The organism is Vibrio sp. 10N.222.48.A3, from assembly GCF_041475345.1.
Classification (GTDB): Bacteria; Pseudomonadota; Gammaproteobacteria; order Enterobacterales; family Vibrionaceae; genus Vibrio; species Vibrio tasmaniensis_A.
In genome coordinates this window covers 13,013-29,714 of record NZ_JBFRVX010000188.1, presented here as the reverse complement: position 1 = coordinate 29,714, position 16,702 = coordinate 13,013, and the positions used below count along the sequence as shown (strand labels likewise).

At 45.0% G+C, this 16,702-nt stretch carries 18 protein-coding genes; 6 read left to right on the top strand and 12 right to left on the bottom strand.

All coding sequences use genetic code 11. The features are described from left to right. Positions 1-82: 82 nt before the first annotated feature. On the bottom strand, positions 83-544 hold the full coding sequence (locus AB4653_RS06770) for a chemotaxis protein CheX (protein WP_009847897.1): 462 nt from the start codon (positions 542-544) through the stop codon (positions 83-85). Positions 545-561: 17 nt separating this feature from the next. Beyond that, complete coding sequence (gene zur / locus AB4653_RS06765) at positions 562-1,017, bottom strand: zinc uptake transcriptional repressor Zur (protein WP_012603115.1); 456 nt, start codon at positions 1,015-1,017, stop codon at positions 562-564. A 182-nt stretch (positions 1,018-1,199) separates the two neighbouring features. On the opposite strand from zur, the gene AB4653_RS06760 reads away from it, so the two are divergent. Both AB4653_RS06760 and hemE read left to right on the top strand, forming a co-directional pair. Continuing rightward, on the top strand, positions 1,200-1,436 hold the full coding sequence (locus AB4653_RS06760) for a hypothetical protein (RefSeq protein WP_372103635.1): 237 nt from the start codon (positions 1,200-1,202) through the stop codon (positions 1,434-1,436). A gap of 256 nt (positions 1,437-1,692) precedes the next feature. After that, the gene (gene hemE / locus AB4653_RS06755) at positions 1,693-2,760 is read left to right on the top strand and encodes a uroporphyrinogen decarboxylase (RefSeq protein ID WP_004729761.1); all 1,068 of its coding nucleotides are present in this window, start codon (positions 1,693-1,695) and stop codon (positions 2,758-2,760) included. A gap of 108 nt (positions 2,761-2,868) precedes the next feature. Here the strand turns inward: hemE and AB4653_RS06750 are convergent, their stop codons facing one another. After that, positions 2,869-3,462, bottom strand: a complete 594-nt coding sequence (locus AB4653_RS06750; RefSeq protein WP_009844680.1) for a uracil-DNA glycosylase family protein — start codon at positions 3,460-3,462, stop codon at positions 2,869-2,871. Further along, positions 3,462-4,388 carry a D-2-hydroxyacid dehydrogenase gene (locus AB4653_RS06745; RefSeq protein ID WP_009844681.1) on the bottom strand — a complete coding sequence of 309 codons (927 nt, stop codon included), beginning with the start codon at positions 4,386-4,388 and terminating at the stop codon, positions 3,462-3,464. The genes AB4653_RS06750 and AB4653_RS06745 overlap by 1 nt, the downstream gene beginning before the upstream one ends. A gap of 71 nt (positions 4,389-4,459) precedes the next feature. Between AB4653_RS06745 and AB4653_RS06740 the strand changes: the two genes are divergently transcribed. Continuing rightward, positions 4,460-5,047, top strand: a complete 588-nt coding sequence (locus tag AB4653_RS06740) for a YjaG family protein (protein WP_009844682.1) — start codon at positions 4,460-4,462, stop codon at positions 5,045-5,047. 80 nt (positions 5,048-5,127) lie between these two features. Here the strand turns inward: AB4653_RS06740 and AB4653_RS06735 are convergent, their stop codons facing one another. Then, positions 5,128-6,279 (bottom strand): CNNM domain-containing protein, encoded by a 1,152-nt coding sequence (locus AB4653_RS06735; RefSeq protein ID WP_009844683.1) that lies wholly within the window; start codon positions 6,277-6,279, stop codon positions 5,128-5,130. Between the two features lie 270 nt (positions 6,280-6,549). On the opposite strand from AB4653_RS06735, the gene hupA reads away from it, so the two are divergent. Beyond that, on the top strand, positions 6,550-6,822 hold the full coding sequence (hupA, locus tag AB4653_RS06730) for a nucleoid-associated protein HU-alpha (RefSeq protein WP_004729753.1): 273 nt from the start codon (positions 6,550-6,552) through the stop codon (positions 6,820-6,822). Positions 6,823-6,868: 46 nt separating this feature from the next. After that, a complete protein-coding gene (locus tag AB4653_RS06725) occupies positions 6,869-7,567 on the top strand; it encodes a DUF1481 domain-containing protein (RefSeq protein ID WP_009844684.1) in 699 nt (232 codons plus the stop codon). A gap of 168 nt (positions 7,568-7,735) precedes the next feature. Here AB4653_RS06725 and purD read toward each other — a convergent pair whose 3' ends face one another. Further along, positions 7,736-9,025, bottom strand: coding sequence for a phosphoribosylamine--glycine ligase (purD, locus tag AB4653_RS06720; protein WP_009844685.1), 1,290 nt, complete (start codon positions 9,023-9,025; stop codon positions 7,736-7,738). 282 nt (positions 9,026-9,307) lie between these two features. After that, positions 9,308-10,918 carry a bifunctional phosphoribosylaminoimidazolecarboxamide formyltransferase/IMP cyclohydrolase gene (gene purH / locus AB4653_RS06715; protein ID WP_009844686.1) on the bottom strand — a complete coding sequence of 537 codons (1,611 nt, stop codon included), beginning with the start codon at positions 10,916-10,918 and terminating at the stop codon, positions 9,308-9,310. A gap of 324 nt (positions 10,919-11,242) precedes the next feature. Between purH and zntR the strand changes: the two genes are divergently transcribed. Then, positions 11,243-11,683 carry a Zn(2+)-responsive transcriptional regulator gene (gene zntR / locus AB4653_RS06710; protein WP_009844687.1) on the top strand — a complete coding sequence of 147 codons (441 nt, stop codon included), beginning with the start codon at positions 11,243-11,245 and terminating at the stop codon, positions 11,681-11,683. 48 nt (positions 11,684-11,731) lie between these two features. Here zntR and AB4653_RS06705 read toward each other — a convergent pair whose 3' ends face one another. The 5 genes from AB4653_RS06705 to accC all read right to left on the bottom strand — a co-directional run bounded on the left by AB4653_RS06705 (position 11,732) and on the right by accC (position 16,702). Then, entirely contained in the window at positions 11,732-12,682 is a 951-nt protein-coding gene (locus AB4653_RS06705; RefSeq protein WP_009844688.1) for a GGDEF domain-containing protein, read from the bottom strand. 171 nt (positions 12,683-12,853) lie between these two features. Continuing rightward, positions 12,854-13,150 carry a DNA-binding transcriptional regulator Fis gene (gene fis / locus AB4653_RS06700; protein WP_004729744.1) on the bottom strand — a complete coding sequence of 99 codons (297 nt, stop codon included), beginning with the start codon at positions 13,148-13,150 and terminating at the stop codon, positions 12,854-12,856. Between the two features lie 23 nt (positions 13,151-13,173). Beyond that, positions 13,174-14,142 carry a tRNA dihydrouridine synthase DusB gene (gene dusB / locus AB4653_RS06695; protein WP_009844689.1) on the bottom strand — a complete coding sequence of 323 codons (969 nt, stop codon included), beginning with the start codon at positions 14,140-14,142 and terminating at the stop codon, positions 13,174-13,176. Positions 14,143-14,282: 140 nt separating this feature from the next. Next, positions 14,283-15,170, bottom strand: coding sequence for a 50S ribosomal protein L11 methyltransferase (prmA, locus tag AB4653_RS06690; protein WP_009844690.1), 888 nt, complete (start codon positions 15,168-15,170; stop codon positions 14,283-14,285). Between the two features lie 188 nt (positions 15,171-15,358). After that, the gene (gene accC / locus AB4653_RS06685; protein WP_009844691.1) at positions 15,359-16,702 is read right to left on the bottom strand and encodes an acetyl-CoA carboxylase biotin carboxylase subunit; all 1,344 of its coding nucleotides are present in this window, start codon (positions 16,700-16,702) and stop codon (positions 15,359-15,361) included.

Genomic DNA, 16,702 nt, shown 5'->3' with positions numbered 1-16,702 from the left:
TTTTATGTCCGTTGATTTACGGCAATAAAAAAAGGCTGACGTATGTACGTCAGCCTTTCGCTTTTTATTTAGTCGATTGTCTCTATTCGAAACAGATCTCGATGAAAGCATTACCCCACTGAGATGAGAAAGGCATGATGATGATTGCGCCTTCACACTTGTGACGAATAGTATGGCCTTTACCTGAAACCACGATTGGCGTTGCCATATCGAAGTCAAAGCCGCTTTCTGCAAGAATACGCTTTGCGCCACCGGTTACCATGTTAGTGATTTCACCCACCATGTCGGTCACTTCTTCGTTCAAACCGTTTGGTCGTTCACCTAGCATGTTTTCCATGATTTCTAGAGCAAGCCCTTCATCAAAGGTGATCGACATTGAGCCACGAGACTGTGTACCAACCATACCAATTAGGCCGGACACATCACCACGAGCGATTTCATCTTTCTTCACTCTTGGTTTCTGAGGCTTTAATTCTAGAGATGCCATCGTTTTTAGTACGTTCATCAAAGAAGCTAAAAACGGGTTTACAAATTCAGCGCGCATAATGTTCTTCTATAATCTTATTCTTTCATTTCGGAGGAGCAAGTTTGGCAAATGCCATGTGATTCAATGACATGGTTGGTCAACTTGAATCCATGCTGCTCGGCGTTACTCGCGAGTAGGGCGACAAGCGCATCGTCTTGTAATTCTATCACAGTGCCACATTTATCGCAGATCAGTAATTGGGAAAAATGCGTGTTGGCATTGCAAGAGCAGCAGCATATAAAGCTATTCGTTGACTCAACTCGGTGAATGAACCCTTGCTCTAACAAAAAATCCAAAGCGCGATAAACTGTAGGAGGCTTGGCTTGCGGTTCACTGACTTTCAATTGCTCTAATAATTCATAAGCACTGGAGGCTTTTTTATTAGATAGGATAAGCTCAAACACTCGCTTTCTTTGGGGTGTTAGCCTAACACCTCGCGATACGCATATCCCTTCAACTTGCTCTATTAATGTGTGGTCCAAATTTTTCACCGTTCAATCAAACATCCCCATTTAGCCCCTATTGCTAGGTAACCTTGTTTGAGGAGACATTGATTTTATTAAAGTCAGGTACAGAGCGTATTGTGACCTACGACTTTGAATAAGACAAGGTAACTCAAAACGACAGTGTGACTCAAGGCATAACTGATTAATCAAGCTGAATTAGAGATCTGGTGAATGAGTTTGAAAATATCAAGTGCAACAATGTGCTTATTGAGCGAGAGTTCTCAATCGACATTGGCCTGTCATCGGCTAAAAAGGGTTTAGTGTTATCTGGCGCAGGAGCGGTTTTGGCAGCTGGTCACCCTGAAGTTATCACCGCGAGCGTATCGGCAGACGGTGTTCAATTCGGTGGCATTATTGGCGCAAGTGCTCCAATAGTATTTGGCCTATGGGTGGTCAAACACTAAAAAAAACCCTCCACAAGTGGAGGGGGTAAGTAAGATGTCGTTATGAGATGCTGAGTAGTGACTACTCAGTTGTTATAATTGTAATTTTCGCTAGCGAACAAATTTTTAACATGCTCCTGTAATTGGGTGCAAATTAAGCATGGATTTAAAAGTTAATAACTTGATCTAGGTTGCAAAGCACACAGCTTTTACCCTTCAATCAGTGTTAGAATACTTGCCATCAAAACTAGACAAGATTGAATTGGAATTTAACGGAATGACCGAATTAAAAAACGATCGCTATTTACGCGCACTTTTAAAACAGCCTGTTGATTACACACCGGTATGGATGATGCGCCAAGCTGGCCGCTATCTTCCAGAGTATAAAGCAACGCGCGCTGAAGCGGGCGATTTCATGTCTTTGTGCAAAAACGCTGAACTAGCATCAGAAGTAACACTTCAACCTTTACGTCGTTTCCCGCTTGATGCGGCAATCTTGTTTTCTGACATCCTAACTATCCCAGATGCGATGGGGTTAGGTTTGTACTTCGAAACAGGTGAAGGCCCTAAGTTTGAACGCCCTATCACATGTAAAGCTGACGTAGAAAAGATTGGCCTACCGGATCCTGAAGGTGAACTTCAATACGTAATGAATGCCGTTCGTCAGATCCGTAAAGACCTGAAAGGCGAAGTGCCACTGATTGGTTTCTCTGGTAGTCCTTGGACATTGGCAACTTACATGGTTGAAGGCAGCAGTTCGAAGGCATTTACTAAAATCAAGAAGATGATGTATGCAGAGCCACAAACGCTGCACTTACTTCTAGATAAGCTGGCTGACACTGTTATTGAATACCTGAACGCGCAAATTAAAGCAGGTGCACAATCGGTAATGGTATTCGACACATGGGGTGGTGTACTTACTCCGCGTGACTACAACCTGTTCTCACTGCAGTACATGCACAAAATTGTCGATGGCCTAATTCGTGAAAACGAAGGTCGCCGTGTACCGGTTACTCTGTTCACTAAGAACGGTGGCATGTGGCTAGAATCTATCGCAGCGACCGGCTGTGATGCAGTTGGCCTAGACTGGACAATCAATATTGCTGATGCAAAAGCACGTATTGGCGATAAAGTGGCTCTACAAGGCAACATGGACCCATCAGTACTTTACGCACAACCTGAGCGTATTCGTGAAGAAGTCGGCACTATCCTTGAAGGTTTTGGTGACGGCGGTACTGGTCACGTATTTAACCTTGGCCATGGTATTCACCTAGATGTGCCACCAGAAAATGCTGGTGTATTTGTGGACGCAGTTCACGACCTATCTAAGCCATACCATAAGTAATTCAGTATGTGTTTTTAGAAAAAGCGCTGTCGAGAAATCGGCAGCGCTTTTTTATTATCTTTCTATCCGCACTCAATATCGACTAAATCATCGTTGATGTGCAGCTAATTAGGCATTTGGATCATGGCAGGCCAAATGCTCTGATACGTGCTTCCTGATATAGGGAATGACTTCACTTTCGAACCATGGGTTTTTCTTGAGCCAGATATTATTACGTGGTGAAGGGTGGGGAAGTGGCAAAAATTCTGGAGCCCAAGCCTGCCAGTTACGTACCGTTTCAGTGAGTGTGCTGGTGGCTTTCTCTTTTAGATAATAGTTTTGCGCATACTGACCAATCAGCAAGGTCATTTGGATGTTGGGCAGTGATTGCAGTACTTTTTTGTGCCATAGCGCAGCGCACTCCTTTCGAGGCGGTAGATCGCCACTTTTTCCCTTTCCTGGATAGCAAAAGCCCATCGGGACAATCGCGACTTTTTGTTCGTCATAAAACGTATCGCTGTCCATCTCTAGCCATTCTCTCAATCGCTCGCCACTGGCGTCGTTCCAAGGGATAGATGATTCATGAACCTTAATACCGGGTGCTTGGCCTATGATTAACAAGCGCGCGTTTGGGTGTGCCTGAATCACTGGGTTTGCACCGTGTGATAAATGAGGTTCACAAGCGGTGCATTGTCGTATCTCGGTGAGCAGTGACGAGAACATCAGTAGCCTTTATCAAAATCAATGGTGTGATTAAGTGTAAAACCATCTCGCCATTGTTGGTAATTATTGGCGAAGATCTCCACGACCTGTCTTGGCTCACTTAGAGCCGCAATGTGTGGTGTGATGGTTACTTGAGGCAATTTCCAAAACGGGTGTTCTTGTGTGAGAGGTTCGCATTCAAAGACATCTAAGAAAGCGTGTTCAACCCATTTATTCTTAATCGCAAGCAGTAACGCTTTATTATCTACGCTTTCCCCACGTCCCACATTAAACAGCAATACGTTAGAGCAGTAGCTTAAGGTGGTTTGATTCAGTAGTTGGTAGGTATCATCCGTTGATGGCAATGTGTTCACTACAATATCCGCTTGCTTGAGGGCGGCTTCTAATTCATTAATGTGGAAAGTTTCTTTGAAGGTTTCTTGCTTTGATGGGATACCTGTCCGGTTGACACCTATGGTGTGAATACCAAAAGCAGCAGCGGTTTTAGCTAAATGACTGCCAATTGACCCCGTTCCTAAAATCACCATGGTTTTGTCAGTTAGGCTAGTATAAAGCTGTGGCTGCCAGTTTCGTTGTACTTGTTGCTGGTGGTAGTGAGGAAAGTGTCTACAGTGGCTGATCGTGTAACCCAACACGTATTCAGCAATCGCAGGGCCGAAGATGCCTTTGACGTTGGTCAGCGTATAATCTTGGCGCAGATCCGGCTGAGTGAGTTTATTGATTCCTGCATAGGTACTTTGCATCCAGTCTAGATTTTTAAACTCATTAAGTCGCTCCGCTATTAAAGGAGGAGCTGCCAGTACGATCTCAGCTAATTCGGGGTTTTGAGTGATTTCGAGGTCAGGTAACCCTTGGTTTAGAATCAGTTGCGTATAGGTATCGTCATGCTCGGTAAGAATATAGAGCTTATTCGTAAAATTGTTCATCGGCTTACCTTTTCCCCCCAGGGTTTATCAAGTACACTTTCGCTGTCTTTTTCTGCAATTATTGAGTGACTATGCTTCAGAATCCACTGCAGGTTCGTCTTGAAAAGTTAGAACCTTGGCAACAAATTACTTTTATGGCGTGTCTATGTGAGCGTATGTATCCTAACTATGCCATGTTTTGTGAGAATACAGAATTTGCGGAAGCTCGAATCTACCGTGATGTTTTGGATAGCATTTGGGAAGTCCTAACCGTTAAAACGGCAAAGGTGAACTTTGAGCGTCAACTTGAGAAAGTAGAAGAGCTATTCCCTAGCGCAGATGATTTTGATTTCTATGGTGTTTACCCTGCAATGGACGCATGCCAAGGCTTAGCAACATTAATCCATGGTCTACTTGATCGTGAGCATATGTTGGAAGCGGTAATTAAAGTGAGTCAACAATCGGTGAAGACGGTTGCTGAGCTTGAGTTTGCTCAAGGCGCTGAAGAAGTGACGAACGAAAACCAGAAAGAAAACGAAGCGGTATGTGAAGAGTGGGACGTTCAGTGGGCCATTTTCCGACCTCTACGTGAAACGACTGAGCGTGACTTAGAGCTGATCAAAGACCTACGTCACGAACTGCGTGAAGACCCGGTCAGTAACATTGGTGTTGCACTATAATCTGCAATTGCATCAAGGTACGAGTAGAAACAAAGGCTCCCTAGGGAGCCTTTGTTGTATCTGACGCTATCAAATTTAGATTAAGCGTCTTTCTTGTCTTCTTTTTGAACCTTGCTTTCATCCGCTGACTTTGAGTCTGAGGTGTCGTTGTCTGCTAGAGTTTTTTCTTCTAGCTCGTCCTCTTCATCGCGGTTTTCGATAACACCGTGTGTCTCTTTCCAAGTTTCCCAGCGTTGGAACGCCAGTTCTTGCATGTCTGTGGTTTTATCTGCTTCGTCGACAATCTCTTCACCCACTAGGTGTTCAAAGATATCTTCTAGGGTGATGATGCCCTGAATTGTGCCGTACTCGTCCACAACTAAAGACAGTTGCAGGCGGTTTGCCATCATTTGGTCAAAGGCCTTAGCTAAGCCCATGTTGTTTAGCAAGACGTGGATAGGGCGCATCACTTCACCCAGAGCCTTCTCACCACAACCCGCTTGCTGCAATCTAAACAGCTCTAAGCGGTGGACAAAACCGATGATATTGTCAGTTTGCTCGCTGTAAACCAGTGGGCGTGAGAATGGCGTGTCTTTGTGTTGTTCTAGGAACGTATTGACACTCATTTCTGCATCGACGCGGAATACAACAGGGCGTGGTGTCATGACTTGAGTCACGGGTACATCTTGAATACCTAACAGATTGCTCAGAATTTTTGATTCACCTTCAGCAAATTCACCGCTCTCTTTTGCCAAAATAGCCATTGCAGATAGCTCATCACGCATTTTTGGTGCCTGGTGGCCGCGAGCTAAACGTTTGGTAATTTGCTCTGAGAACCACACAAATGGTGTTAGGAAAAAGACCATCCAGCGAAGCACATTTGATGATGCTGGAGCAAGTTGACGCCAGTAGGTTGCGCCAATGGTTTTTGGAACAATCTCAGACAGAACTAAAATACCCAGAGTTAATACGGCAGAGAATACGCCTAACCATTGGCTACCAAAAACGACTGCTGCTTGTGCACCCGCTGTCGCTGCACCTATGGTGTGCGCGATGGTGTTGAGCGTTAAAATTGACGCAAGTGGGCGGTCAATATCGGTTTTCAGTTTGTCTAATGACTCTGCTGCAGGGTGCCCATTTTGTTTTAGTTGAGCAATGTAGCTCGGACTAATACTCAAAAGTACAGCTTCCAAAACAGAACAAATGAAAGAAACTCCAATAGCAATGGAGACGTAAATAGTTAGCAGCAGCATGTTTGCCCTTAAATTAAATTGTACGCTTTAGCAGCGATTCAGCGTGGATTATAGAGAATAAGTAGTGGCTAGGTCATCATTAATTTTGCTCTCAGCCCCTTTTAAACAAGGGCTTGCTCAGTAAAATCAGTAACAAATTGTGAGTTATTACTCATATTATGGCTAAAACTACGGCATTAGAGCTAAAGATCGACGACAAACCTTTGCCAGATGGGGCATTTATGTTTTAGAGTGAATCGAATTCAAAAATACAAAGAAGGGAAACCTAAAATGAACAAGACTCAATTAATCGACTTTATTGCTGAAAAAGCGGACCTTTCTAAAGCACAAGCTAAAGCTGCTCTAGAAGCGACTCTTGGCGGTGTTACAGATGCTCTTAAAGATGGCGATCAAGTTCAGCTAATTGGTTTTGGTACTTTTAAAGTAAACCACCGTGCAGCTCGCACTGGCCGTAACCCAAAAACTGGTGACGAGATCCAAATCGCTGCTGCAAATGTTCCAGCATTTGTTGCAGGTAAAGCGCTGAAAGATTCAGTGAAATAATCTAAACTGTACCGAGGTAGTCGTATTCCACCTCGGTACAGGTTTTATGAAAAAAGCATTTCTTCTCGTTTCACTATTATCTACATTTCTCATTGGCTGTTCATCAACCAGCCCTCGCAAAAACCTAGAGCAATTTGAAACTCACACCGGCGGCCAAGTCATGGGCGACGCGACAAGTTTCTACTGGGTTACAAACAAGCTAACACAACCTCATACTTCAGCTGACTACGTCACTGTAGGCGATTACGGCTGGTACCAAACGGACTATGCTTGGTCGGAAGGTATACTTCGTGAATTTATTCGTGAAGGTGAGCAACGTAATTCTTCTAATGAGCTGGTTCCGTATAGTGTCCATGTGCGTTTTAATAAGTCAGGCGAAGCTGTATATCAGCAGTATCGTATTGATAGCAAAATTTTACCTATCCAAGTTAAGCAACTCGAAAGCTACCAGAAAGAAGCCAAGTCGGTTTTAGAAACTACGATGAAGCAGCATGACGAAGGGCTAAGACTGGTTCAGGGTTACTGGAATGGTCGTTCTTTTGAAACGTGTGCTGGTGGTGAGTTTGATCGCTTTGAATTTAATCAGACCTTGCCAAGCTTCGTGATCGATCGATTGGCGTCTGTGGAAAGCTATGCGGCGTTTCTTGGCAGTGATTCACTAGGTAAGATGAGCGTAGAAGAGTTACTGATGCTGGCTGAAGACAGCCATGATTGTGTCGTTAGGCCGTCATTGTTGAAAGAATAGCGATCAACTAAAGGATTGAGGGTATTTGGCTTGCTGTAGGCCAAGTGCTGATTTGTCTGTACAGGTACAGATTCCTAGAGAGATTGAGTGATAAAAAAGGCGCCTATCGAGGCGCCTTTTCTGTCATTTGCTTACTGTTATTGGAAAGTAAGCGAGTAACAAGATTGATTACTGTTCTTGCTCGCGCGCAATCGCACGGTAACCGATGTCATTGCGGTGGAACATACCATTCCAGCTAACTTGCTTCGTCAACGCGTAAGCGCGCTCCTGAGCTTCAGAAACCGTATTACCCAGTGCCGTTGCACAAAGTACACGGCCACCGTTTGTCACAACGTCGCCAGCTTCGTTATTTGTCGTACCCGCGTGGAAAACCTTTTGGCCTTCAACTTCGCTGGTTGGCAGTGAAATAACGTCACCTTTTGCGTAGTCAGCAGGGTAACCGCCAGCAGCAAGAACAACACCGATAGAAGCGCGTGGGTCCCACTTTGATTCTGCTTCGTCTAGCTTCTCATCGATAGCCATTAGGCAAAGTTCAACAAGGTCTGACTCCATACGCATCATGATAGGTTGCGTTTCAGGGTCGCCAAAGCGGCAGTTGTATTCGATAACCTTAGGCGTGCCGTCAGCATCGATCATTAGTCCTGCGTAAAGGAAACCAGTGTAAGGAGCGCCTTCTGCGTCCATACCACGTACCGTTGGATAGATAACTTCCTCAAGGATGCGGTTATGGATTTCAGGAGTTACCACTGGAGCTGGAGAGTAAGCACCCATGCCGCCAGTATTAGGGCCAGTGTCTTTGTCGCCAACACGTTTGTGATCTTGGCTAGTGGCCATAGGCAGAACGCTAGAACCGTCAACCATTACGATGAAGCTTGCTTCTTCGCCTTCAAGGAACTCTTCAATTACCACGCGGCTGCCTGCTTCGCCAAATGCGTTGCCTGCTAGCATGTCTTTGATTGCGTCTTCAGCTTCTTCAAGTGTCATCGCAACGATAACGCCTTTACCCGCCGCAAGACCGTCAGCTTTTACTACGATTGGAGCGCCTTGCTCGCGAACGTAAGCGATAGCTGGCTCAATCTCAGTGAAGTTTGAGTAGTAACCTGTTGGGATCTCATGGCGAGCTAGGAAGTCTTTGGTGAATGCTTTAGAGCCTTCAAGCTGTGCTGCCGCTTGAGTTGGACCGAAGATTGGTAGGCCAACTTCGCGGAATGCATCAACAACACCAATAACCAATGGTGCTTCAGGGCCAACGATAGTCAGTTCGATTTTTTTATCTTGAGCAAACGCGACTAAACCTGCGATGTCTTCAACGCCGATGTTTACGTTCTCAAGTTTAGGTTCAAGCGCAGTACCTGCGTTACCTGGAGCAATGAATACTGTTTCAACGTTTGGGTTTTGTGCCGCTTTCCAACCCAAAGCATGTTCTCTACCGCCAGCACCAATAATAAGTACATTCATGTTTTAAAATCCTTATAGCTGCTTCAGAGCCTTTATTTCTGTGTCAAACATGCTCACTTATGGTCATAAGCTCCGCGTGTTTTCCTTGAACTAAAGTCGCTGACTTGCTCTACGTATTTCAAATATCGGAATATTTAAAAAACAAAATTATAAGTTTTGCTCAAAGTAGTTGGTGATGTGGCTAGGCAGCAATTGAGCCCATCCCCGGAAGCATAGTCCACTATGTGACCGGGGTGGGCGAAAGCAGCTAACGACGCCACAGTGCCAAATACGAAGAGGAAATTAGTGGCGGAAGTGACGCATGCCCGTAAAGATCATCGCCATGCCGTGTTCGTCTGCTGCTGCGATAACTTCGTCATCACGCATAGAGCCGCCCGGTTGGATAACACACTTGATGCCCGCTTCTGCTGCCGCGTCGATACCGTCACGGAATGGGAAGAATGCATCTGATGCCATCACACAACCTTCAACCTGTAGACCTTCGTCTGCAGCTTTGATGCCTGCGATTTTCGCAGAGTAAACGCGGCTCATTTGGCCAGCGCCAACACCAATTGTCATGTCGCCTTTCGAGTAAACGATAGCGTTAGATTTAACGTATTTCGCTACTTTCCAGCAGAATAGGGCATCTTTTAGCTCTTCAGCTGTAGGTTGGCGCTTAGAAACCACTTTAAGGTCATCTTCAGACACCATGCCTTGGTCGCGGTCTTGAACTAGCAAACCGCCGTTAACGCGTTTCACGTCAAAACCAGTTGTCTTAGTTGTCCACTCACCGCACTCAAGCAGGCGAAGGTTTTTCTTAGCCGCTACGATTGCTACTGCTTCCGCAGAAACAGATGGTGCAATGATAACTTCAACGAATTGACGCTCAGTGATAGCCGTTGCTGTTGCAGCGTCTAGCTCACGGTTGAAAGCGATGATGCCGCCAAATGCAGACGTTGGGTCTGTTTTGAATGCACGGTCGTAAGCTTCTAGGATGTCTTCACCTAGTGCAACACCACATGGGTTAGCATGCTTAACAATTACACATGCTGGCTGGTCGAACTCTTTCACACACTCAAGTGCTGCGTCAGTGTCAGCGATGTTGTTGTAAGAAAGCGCTTTACCTTGGATTTGGCGAGCAGTAGAAACCGACGCTTCTTCAGGGTTCGCTTCAACGTAGAATGCTGCCGCTTGGTGGCTGTTCTCACCGTAGCGCATGTCTTGTTTCTTCTCGAACTGTTGGTTGAACGTGCGAGGGAATTTAGACTCTTCATCAGCCTTCTTTCCTTCTTCATCAAGTAGAGAGGCACCGTAAGATGGAACCATAGTGCCGAAGTAGTTTGCGATCATGCCGTCGTAAGAAGCTGTGTGCTCGAATGCTGCGATAGCGAGGTCGAAACGAGTCTCTAGCGTTAGAGATTTCTCGTTCGCGTCCATTTCAGCAACAACGCGCTCGTAGTCGTGTGCGTTAACAACGATAGTTACGTCTTTGTGGTTTTTCGCTGCAGAGCGAACCATTGTAGGACCGCCGATGTCGATGTTCTCAACAGCGTCAGCAAGGGTACAACCTTCTTTAGCAACGGTTTCTGCGAATGGGTATAGGTTTACAACAACCATATCGATAGGGTTGATACCGTGAGTTTCCATCACGTCATCATCTTGACCACGACGGCCTAGAACACCACCATGAACTTTTGGGTGCAGAGTCTTAACACGGCCATCCATCATTTCTGGGAAACCAGTGTAATCAGATACTTCTGTAACAGAGATGCCTTTTTCAGCAAGCAGGCGAGCAGTGCCACCGGTAGATAGGATATCTACACCACGGTTAGCAAGAGCTTGTGCAAATTCAACGATACCAGTTTTGTCTGATACGCTGATGAGAGCGCGGCGAATTGGACGAGCGTTATTCATGCTTCCATCTTCCTCAAATTCATGGGGTTAAAATAAAGATATTTGCCAAAAAAGAACTTGTTTCTATCTTCTTAGCGTGGAGTATCTTAGATACCAGTAAGAGATAAAATATTGGCCAGTTTTGGTAAAGACCTTTGGGGTGTTCTTATAATCAAGCTATAAGATAACCAACTCCAAATTTGATGGCGCAGATTCTAACTAATTTATTACAAAAAAGCTCGCGCAATCGTTTGGCATCTCAAAATTAATTATGAAAAGTGCCATTTCAGCCTGAAAAGTAACGATAAGGTTAATTGTGGAATGGACGGAACAGTAGGAAAAAACATGTTTCAGATCGGTGAATTAGCGAAACGATGCGGTGTGACAGCCGATACCTTACGGTTTTATGAAAAAAGTAACCTGATTGCTCCTGCCAGTCGCAGTGACTCAGGATATCGCTTATATGATGAAAACAATCAAAAACAGGTGACCTTTATTCTTAAATCTAAAGCGTTAGGGCTGAGTTTAGATGAAATTAAGGAATTGCTCGAGATTCGCTTGGAAGCAACGCAGCACAGTTGCTCGGAAGTGAAAGCCATCACAACGGCAAAGCTGACACTTATTGATGAAAAAATCAGTGAACTTGGCAGAATACGCACGGCATTAAAGAAGATTAATGATGCTTGCTGCGGACATGTAGATGACGATGCGAGCCATTGTTCTATCTTAGGTGCTTTGGCGAGCGAAGATAAACAAAGCTCATGCTGTGCTGCTGATGGTAAATAGCTGAGAAGGTCCCCCGTTAGGGAGAGAGGTTTACTATGGTTGATAACCCTAGGAAGCTTGCAGTATTTTGGCTCTTAGTTGAGCGTCAATTTTTAAAGTGGGTAGGTTATTATGGTAAAGCGTGACTTGGTTGCGGCCAGTCTGCTTTGAAGAGTACATGGCTCTATCAGCTTGAGCCAATAGTTCTTTTATGGTTTTAAGATGTGGTGTGTATTCAGCAACACCGATGCTGACTGTTGGGTAGATGATGTGGCCGTCTACGGTGCATGGTGTTGATTCAATCGTTTTACGAATCGTCTCTGCAACGTAATAAGCTTCAATGGCACTGGTGTGTGTGAGAATGACACCGAATTCTTCGCCACCCAAGCGACCTAGATAATCATCGCAGTCTATTGACTGTTGGCATAAACTCGCGACTTGAACGATTACCTCATCACCAGAGAGGTGGCCAACTTGATCATTGATTTCTTTGAAGTGGTCTATGTCTATCATCAAACAAGTTAAGCTTTGCTTAGGCGGTTGACTGAACTCTTTTTCCAACCCAAGTAAAAAGGCTCGTCTATTTAAAATCCCAGTTAGCTCATCGATTTCAGCGAGTTCTATCAGCTCAGCTTCACGTTGCTGTGCTTTAGTAATATCTCGCTCTTGCCACAGCACGTATTGCTTTTCTGGCGAGAGATACAATGGCTTTAATGTCGATTCAAAATATCGATCGTCTGATTCTTCACCTTGAGCGAAAAGTTGTTCAATAGAAAGCTGAAGTTGCTGACAGGGCGCAAGAGAGTATTGAATGTATTGAATTTCGCGACTGGAATAAGCTTGCTTTGCCGCCTCTAATAGCTGCTTTTCAACCGAGGGAGGCAACAGTTCTGAAACTGTGTGGTGATTTGGATTGTCAAAGTTTTCAACAATACGTCCGGATGTATCCAACAGAAGATGACGATCAGGCAGTTCACGGATCAGTGTGCTAAGCCATTCTTCCCTTTTCATATCAAGCATGTAGCTTCCAGACGATTAGATTAATGGGTCATTATATCGGTAGTGATTACGTTATCAATCGTTACATCTCATTAATTGATTGATAATTGTTCGCTTGTTGCCATATAAACAAAAAAAAGCCGAGTTCAATAAAGAGCTCGGCTTCTAATTCAATAAATTACGAAAGAACGATTAGTTCATGCCGTATTTTTTAAGTTTCTTGCGAAGAGTACCGCGGTTAATACCCATCATGGTTGCTGCGCGAGTTTGGTTACCGCGAGTGTACTGCATGATAGTGTCTAGTAGTGGCTGTTCAACTTCAGCTAATACTAATTCGTATAACTCGCTGACTTCTTGACCGTTTAATTGAGCAAGGTAATTTTTCAATGATGCTTTAACTGAGTCACGTAGTGGCTTCTGCGTGATTTGGTCTTGTGATGTAACTGTAGTTACTGTCAATGCTTCTGAAGTCAGATTTTGTTCGAACATATTCGGTCTAGCTCTTCTCGTAATTATGGTGCAACGTTATCAAAAAAACCTTCTAGCGCTTCAAGCTGCAGATCACCTGCTTCGAATGCGTTGAAGGTACGGCGAAACTCACTCGCTTGTTCATGCTCTTTTAGATACCAACCCACATGCTTACGAGCGATGCGAGGGCCTAAAAACTCTCCATAAAATTCATGTAGAGCGAGCACATGACCAAGCATGATGTCTTTCACTTCCGAAATCGGGAGTGGGTCCATCGTGGTGCCGTTTTCCAAATAGTGTAGGATTTCGTTAAAAATCCAAGGACGCCCTTGGGCAGGTCGACCTATCATTAAAGCATCAGCGCCGGTGTACTCCAGCACAAACTTCGCTTTTTCCGGACTATCGATATCACCGTTAGCGATAACCGGAATAGATACTGCTTGTTTCGCTGCTTTAATGTGTTTGTATTCTGCCTCACCTTTGTACATACAAGCGCGAGTTCTCCCGTGAAGGGCAAGAGCTTGTATGCCGCAGTCTTCGGCTATTTTCGCGATTTGGACACAGTTTCTATTGTCTGTATCCCAGCCTGTGCGCGTTTTCAACGTTACTGGAACGTCGACAGCATTTACCACAGCCTTCAGAATATCTTCAATGAGTTCTGGATGCTGAAGCAGGGCTGAGCCCGCAAGCTTCTTATTCACTTTTTTTGCTGGGCAACCCATATTGATATCGATGATTTGCGCACCGTTAGCAACATTGAATTGAGCAGCCTCGGCCATAAGCTGTGGATCTGCACCAGCGATTTGTACTGAACGAATGCCCGATTCGCCTTCATGTACCATACGCTGCTGAGATTTTGACGTTTTCCAAACTTTCGGATTGGAGGACATCATTTCACTGACTGCCATCCCCGCACCGTAACGAAGACACAACTCACGGAATGGTCTATCCGTTACGCCAGCCATAGGAGCGACGATTAGATTGTTCTTAAGTTGATAATTTCCGATTTTCAAAAATGTCATCACAGTTCTGTACCAGCAAGGGCGCGCATTTTACGCATTTTTTCGCTGCGTGAAAAGACTAATATTTGAGCATTTACAATTTGTTTTTGTAATTCGTTTAAATTTCAATCAATTAGCGCCCAAAGTCTTACCTAGCCTTGCTTGCGACCAGAGATTCGACACCATTCTTGTTGTTCAATGATCGGATCAATGTGAAGCTCATCACGATAATAAGTTGCAACATCTTCCGCTTGTGTATCTAAAACACCCGACATTGCTAGTACACCATTTGGCTTTACTAGACCTTTAATGATGCCAGAAAGGTCGCGTAGTGGACCTGCAAGAATGTTGGCAACAACAACGTCAGCAAGTAAACCTTCCGGTTGATCTTGTGGTAAGAACACTTCTAGTTGCTCTGCCACGCCATTGCGTTGTGCGTTGTCTTTTGATGCAAGCAGGGCTTGAGGATCAATGTCGATCCCGATAACTTTTGCCGCGCCAAGTTTGATCGCAGCGATCGCTAGGATGCCTGAACCACAACCGAAATCGATCACGGTTTTGCCTGTCAGGTCTAGGCCTTCAAGCCATTCAAGACACAATGCTGTTGTTGGGTGAGTACCGGTACCAAATGCAAGACCAGGGTCTAGCATGACGTTTACAGCGTCAGGTTCAGGGATATCGCGCCAGCTAGGGCAAATCCATAAACGCTCACCAAACTTCATTGGGTGGAAGTTGTCCATCCATTCACGTTCCCAATCCTTGTCTTCAATTTGCTCTACTTTGTGAGCAAAGTCTGCAGGGAACATGTTGCTTGCTTTAATCTGCGCTAGAACGACACCAGTGTCAGTCTCAGCGTCGTAAAGCGCGAGAATGTCAGTATCACCCCAAAGGCGAGTTTCGCCCGGCAGAGGCTCAAATACAGGGGTATCTTGTGCATCCAGGAAAGTTACAGAAAGAGCACCAGTCTCTTCCATTAACATGTCGCCGATTTGTTCGGCATTTTCATTGGTAGCATTAAGCTTGATTTGAATCCAAGGCATGGCTGCATCTTCTATATGAGAAAAATTGGATGGCGAGTCTAGCAGAAAATATGAGCAAATTCACCAAAACCCCACGGAATATAATGGGGATGATGAATTGATTATTGCGAGTATTTACAAACAAAAATGCCCACCGAAGTGAGCATTTATTACTGTTCTACAGAGAACGAATTACGGAAGGCTAGCGTCTATTGTAGACCAAGCTTCTTCTCAAGGTAGTGGATGTTTGCCCCACCGTGTTGGAAGTTTTCGTCGTTCATAATAGACAGTTGAAGCTCAGTATTAACGTTAATACCTTCAACAATCATTTCACCCAATGCGTTCTTCATGCGAGCGATAGCAACATCACGGTTCTCACCGTAAGTGATCAGCTTACCAATCATTGAATCGTAGTGTGGTGGCACTGTGTAACCCGTGTAGATGTGAGACTCCCAACGTACGCCCATACCACCTGGAGCATGGAAACGCGTGATCTTACCCGGAGAGGGTAGGAAACGCACCGGATCTTCTGCATTGATACGACATTCGATTGAGTGGCCGCGCAGCTTAATATCATCCTGTGTGAATGATAGAGGCTGACCAGCAGCAATGCGAAGTTGCTCTTTCACTAGATCGATACCCGTTACCATTTCAGTAATCGTGTGCTCAACCTGGATGCGAGTGTTCATTTCAATGAAGTAGAACTCACCGTTCTCGTATAGGAATTCAAATGTACCTGCGCCGCGGTAACCAATCTCAAGACATGCACGAGTACAACGGTCGCCGATGTATTTACGCATTTCTTCAGTGATACCTGGTGCTGGTGCTTCTTCCACAACTTTCTGGTGACGACGCTGCATTGAACAGTCACGCTCACCTAGGTGGATAGCATTACCTTGACCATCTGCAAGCACTTGTACTTCAATGTGACGTGGGTTTTCTAGGAATTTTTCCATGTAAACCATGTCGTTATTGAAACATGCTTTTGCTTCAGCACGAGTCATTGCGATAGCTTCTGTTAGTTCTTTTTCAGTACGAACAACACGCATACCACGACCGCCGCCGCCGCCAGAAGCCTTGATGATTACAGGGAAACCAATGCGCTTAGCGTGCGCTTTGTTTTTCGCTTCGTCGTCGTCAAGAGGACCGTCAGAACCTGGTACACAAGGTACACCCGCTTTTTTCATTGACGTGATAGCTGACACTTTGTCACCCATCATGCGAATGGTTTCAGCTTTAGGGCCAACGAAGATAAAACCACTGCGCTCTACCTGTTCTGCAAAATCTGCATTTTCAGATAGGAAGCCGTAGCCAGGGTGGATAGCGACTGCACCCGTTACTTCAGCAGCGCTGATGATACGAGGAATGTTCAGGTAGCTATCGATACCACGAGCTGGACCGATACAAATGGTTTCGTCAGCAAGCAGTACGTGCTTAAGATCGCGGTCAGCTGTTGAGTGAACCGCTACCGTTTTGATGCCAAGCTCTTTACATGCTCGCAGAATACGCAGTGCAATTTCACCACGGTTCGCGATTACTAATTTATCTAACAT

What these genes read in the sequence shown, in the direction of transcription:
- AB4653_RS06770 (WP_009847897.1), bottom strand. Translation starts at nt 544, where the DNA reads ATGCGCGCTGAATTTGTAAACCCGTTTTTAGCTTCTTTGATGAACGTA.
- hemE (WP_004729761.1), top strand. Translation starts at nt 1,693, where the DNA reads ATGACCGAATTAAAAAACGATCGCTATTTACGCGCACTTTTAAAACAG.
- AB4653_RS06750 (WP_009844680.1), bottom strand. Translation starts at nt 3,462, where the DNA reads ATGTTCTCGTCACTGCTCACCGAGATACGACAATGCACCGCTTGTGAA.
- AB4653_RS06745 (WP_009844681.1), bottom strand. Translation starts at nt 4,388, where the DNA reads ATGAACAATTTTACGAATAAGCTCTATATTCTTACCGAGCATGACGAT.
- AB4653_RS06740 (WP_009844682.1), top strand. Translation starts at nt 4,460, where the DNA reads ATGCTTCAGAATCCACTGCAGGTTCGTCTTGAAAAGTTAGAACCTTGG.
- AB4653_RS06735 (WP_009844683.1), bottom strand. Translation starts at nt 6,279, where the DNA reads ATGCTGCTGCTAACTATTTACGTCTCCATTGCTATTGGAGTTTCTTTC.
- hupA (WP_004729753.1), top strand. Translation starts at nt 6,550, where the DNA reads ATGAACAAGACTCAATTAATCGACTTTATTGCTGAAAAAGCGGACCTT.
- AB4653_RS06725 (WP_009844684.1), top strand. Translation starts at nt 6,869, where the DNA reads ATGAAAAAAGCATTTCTTCTCGTTTCACTATTATCTACATTTCTCATT.
- purD (WP_009844685.1), bottom strand. Translation starts at nt 9,025, where the DNA reads ATGAATGTACTTATTATTGGTGCTGGCGGTAGAGAACATGCTTTGGGT.
- purH (WP_009844686.1), bottom strand. Translation starts at nt 10,918, where the DNA reads ATGAATAACGCTCGTCCAATTCGCCGCGCTCTCATCAGCGTATCAGAC.
- zntR (WP_009844687.1), top strand. Translation starts at nt 11,243, where the DNA reads ATGTTTCAGATCGGTGAATTAGCGAAACGATGCGGTGTGACAGCCGAT.
- AB4653_RS06705 (WP_009844688.1), bottom strand. Translation starts at nt 12,682, where the DNA reads ATGCTTGATATGAAAAGGGAAGAATGGCTTAGCACACTGATCCGTGAA.
- fis (WP_004729744.1), bottom strand. Translation starts at nt 13,150, where the DNA reads ATGTTCGAACAAAATCTGACTTCAGAAGCATTGACAGTAACTACAGTT.
- prmA (WP_009844690.1), bottom strand. Translation starts at nt 15,170, where the DNA reads ATGCCTTGGATTCAAATCAAGCTTAATGCTACCAATGAAAATGCCGAA.
- accC (WP_009844691.1), bottom strand. Translation starts at nt 16,702, where the DNA reads ATGTTAGATAAATTAGTAATCGCGAACCGTGGTGAAATTGCACTGCGT.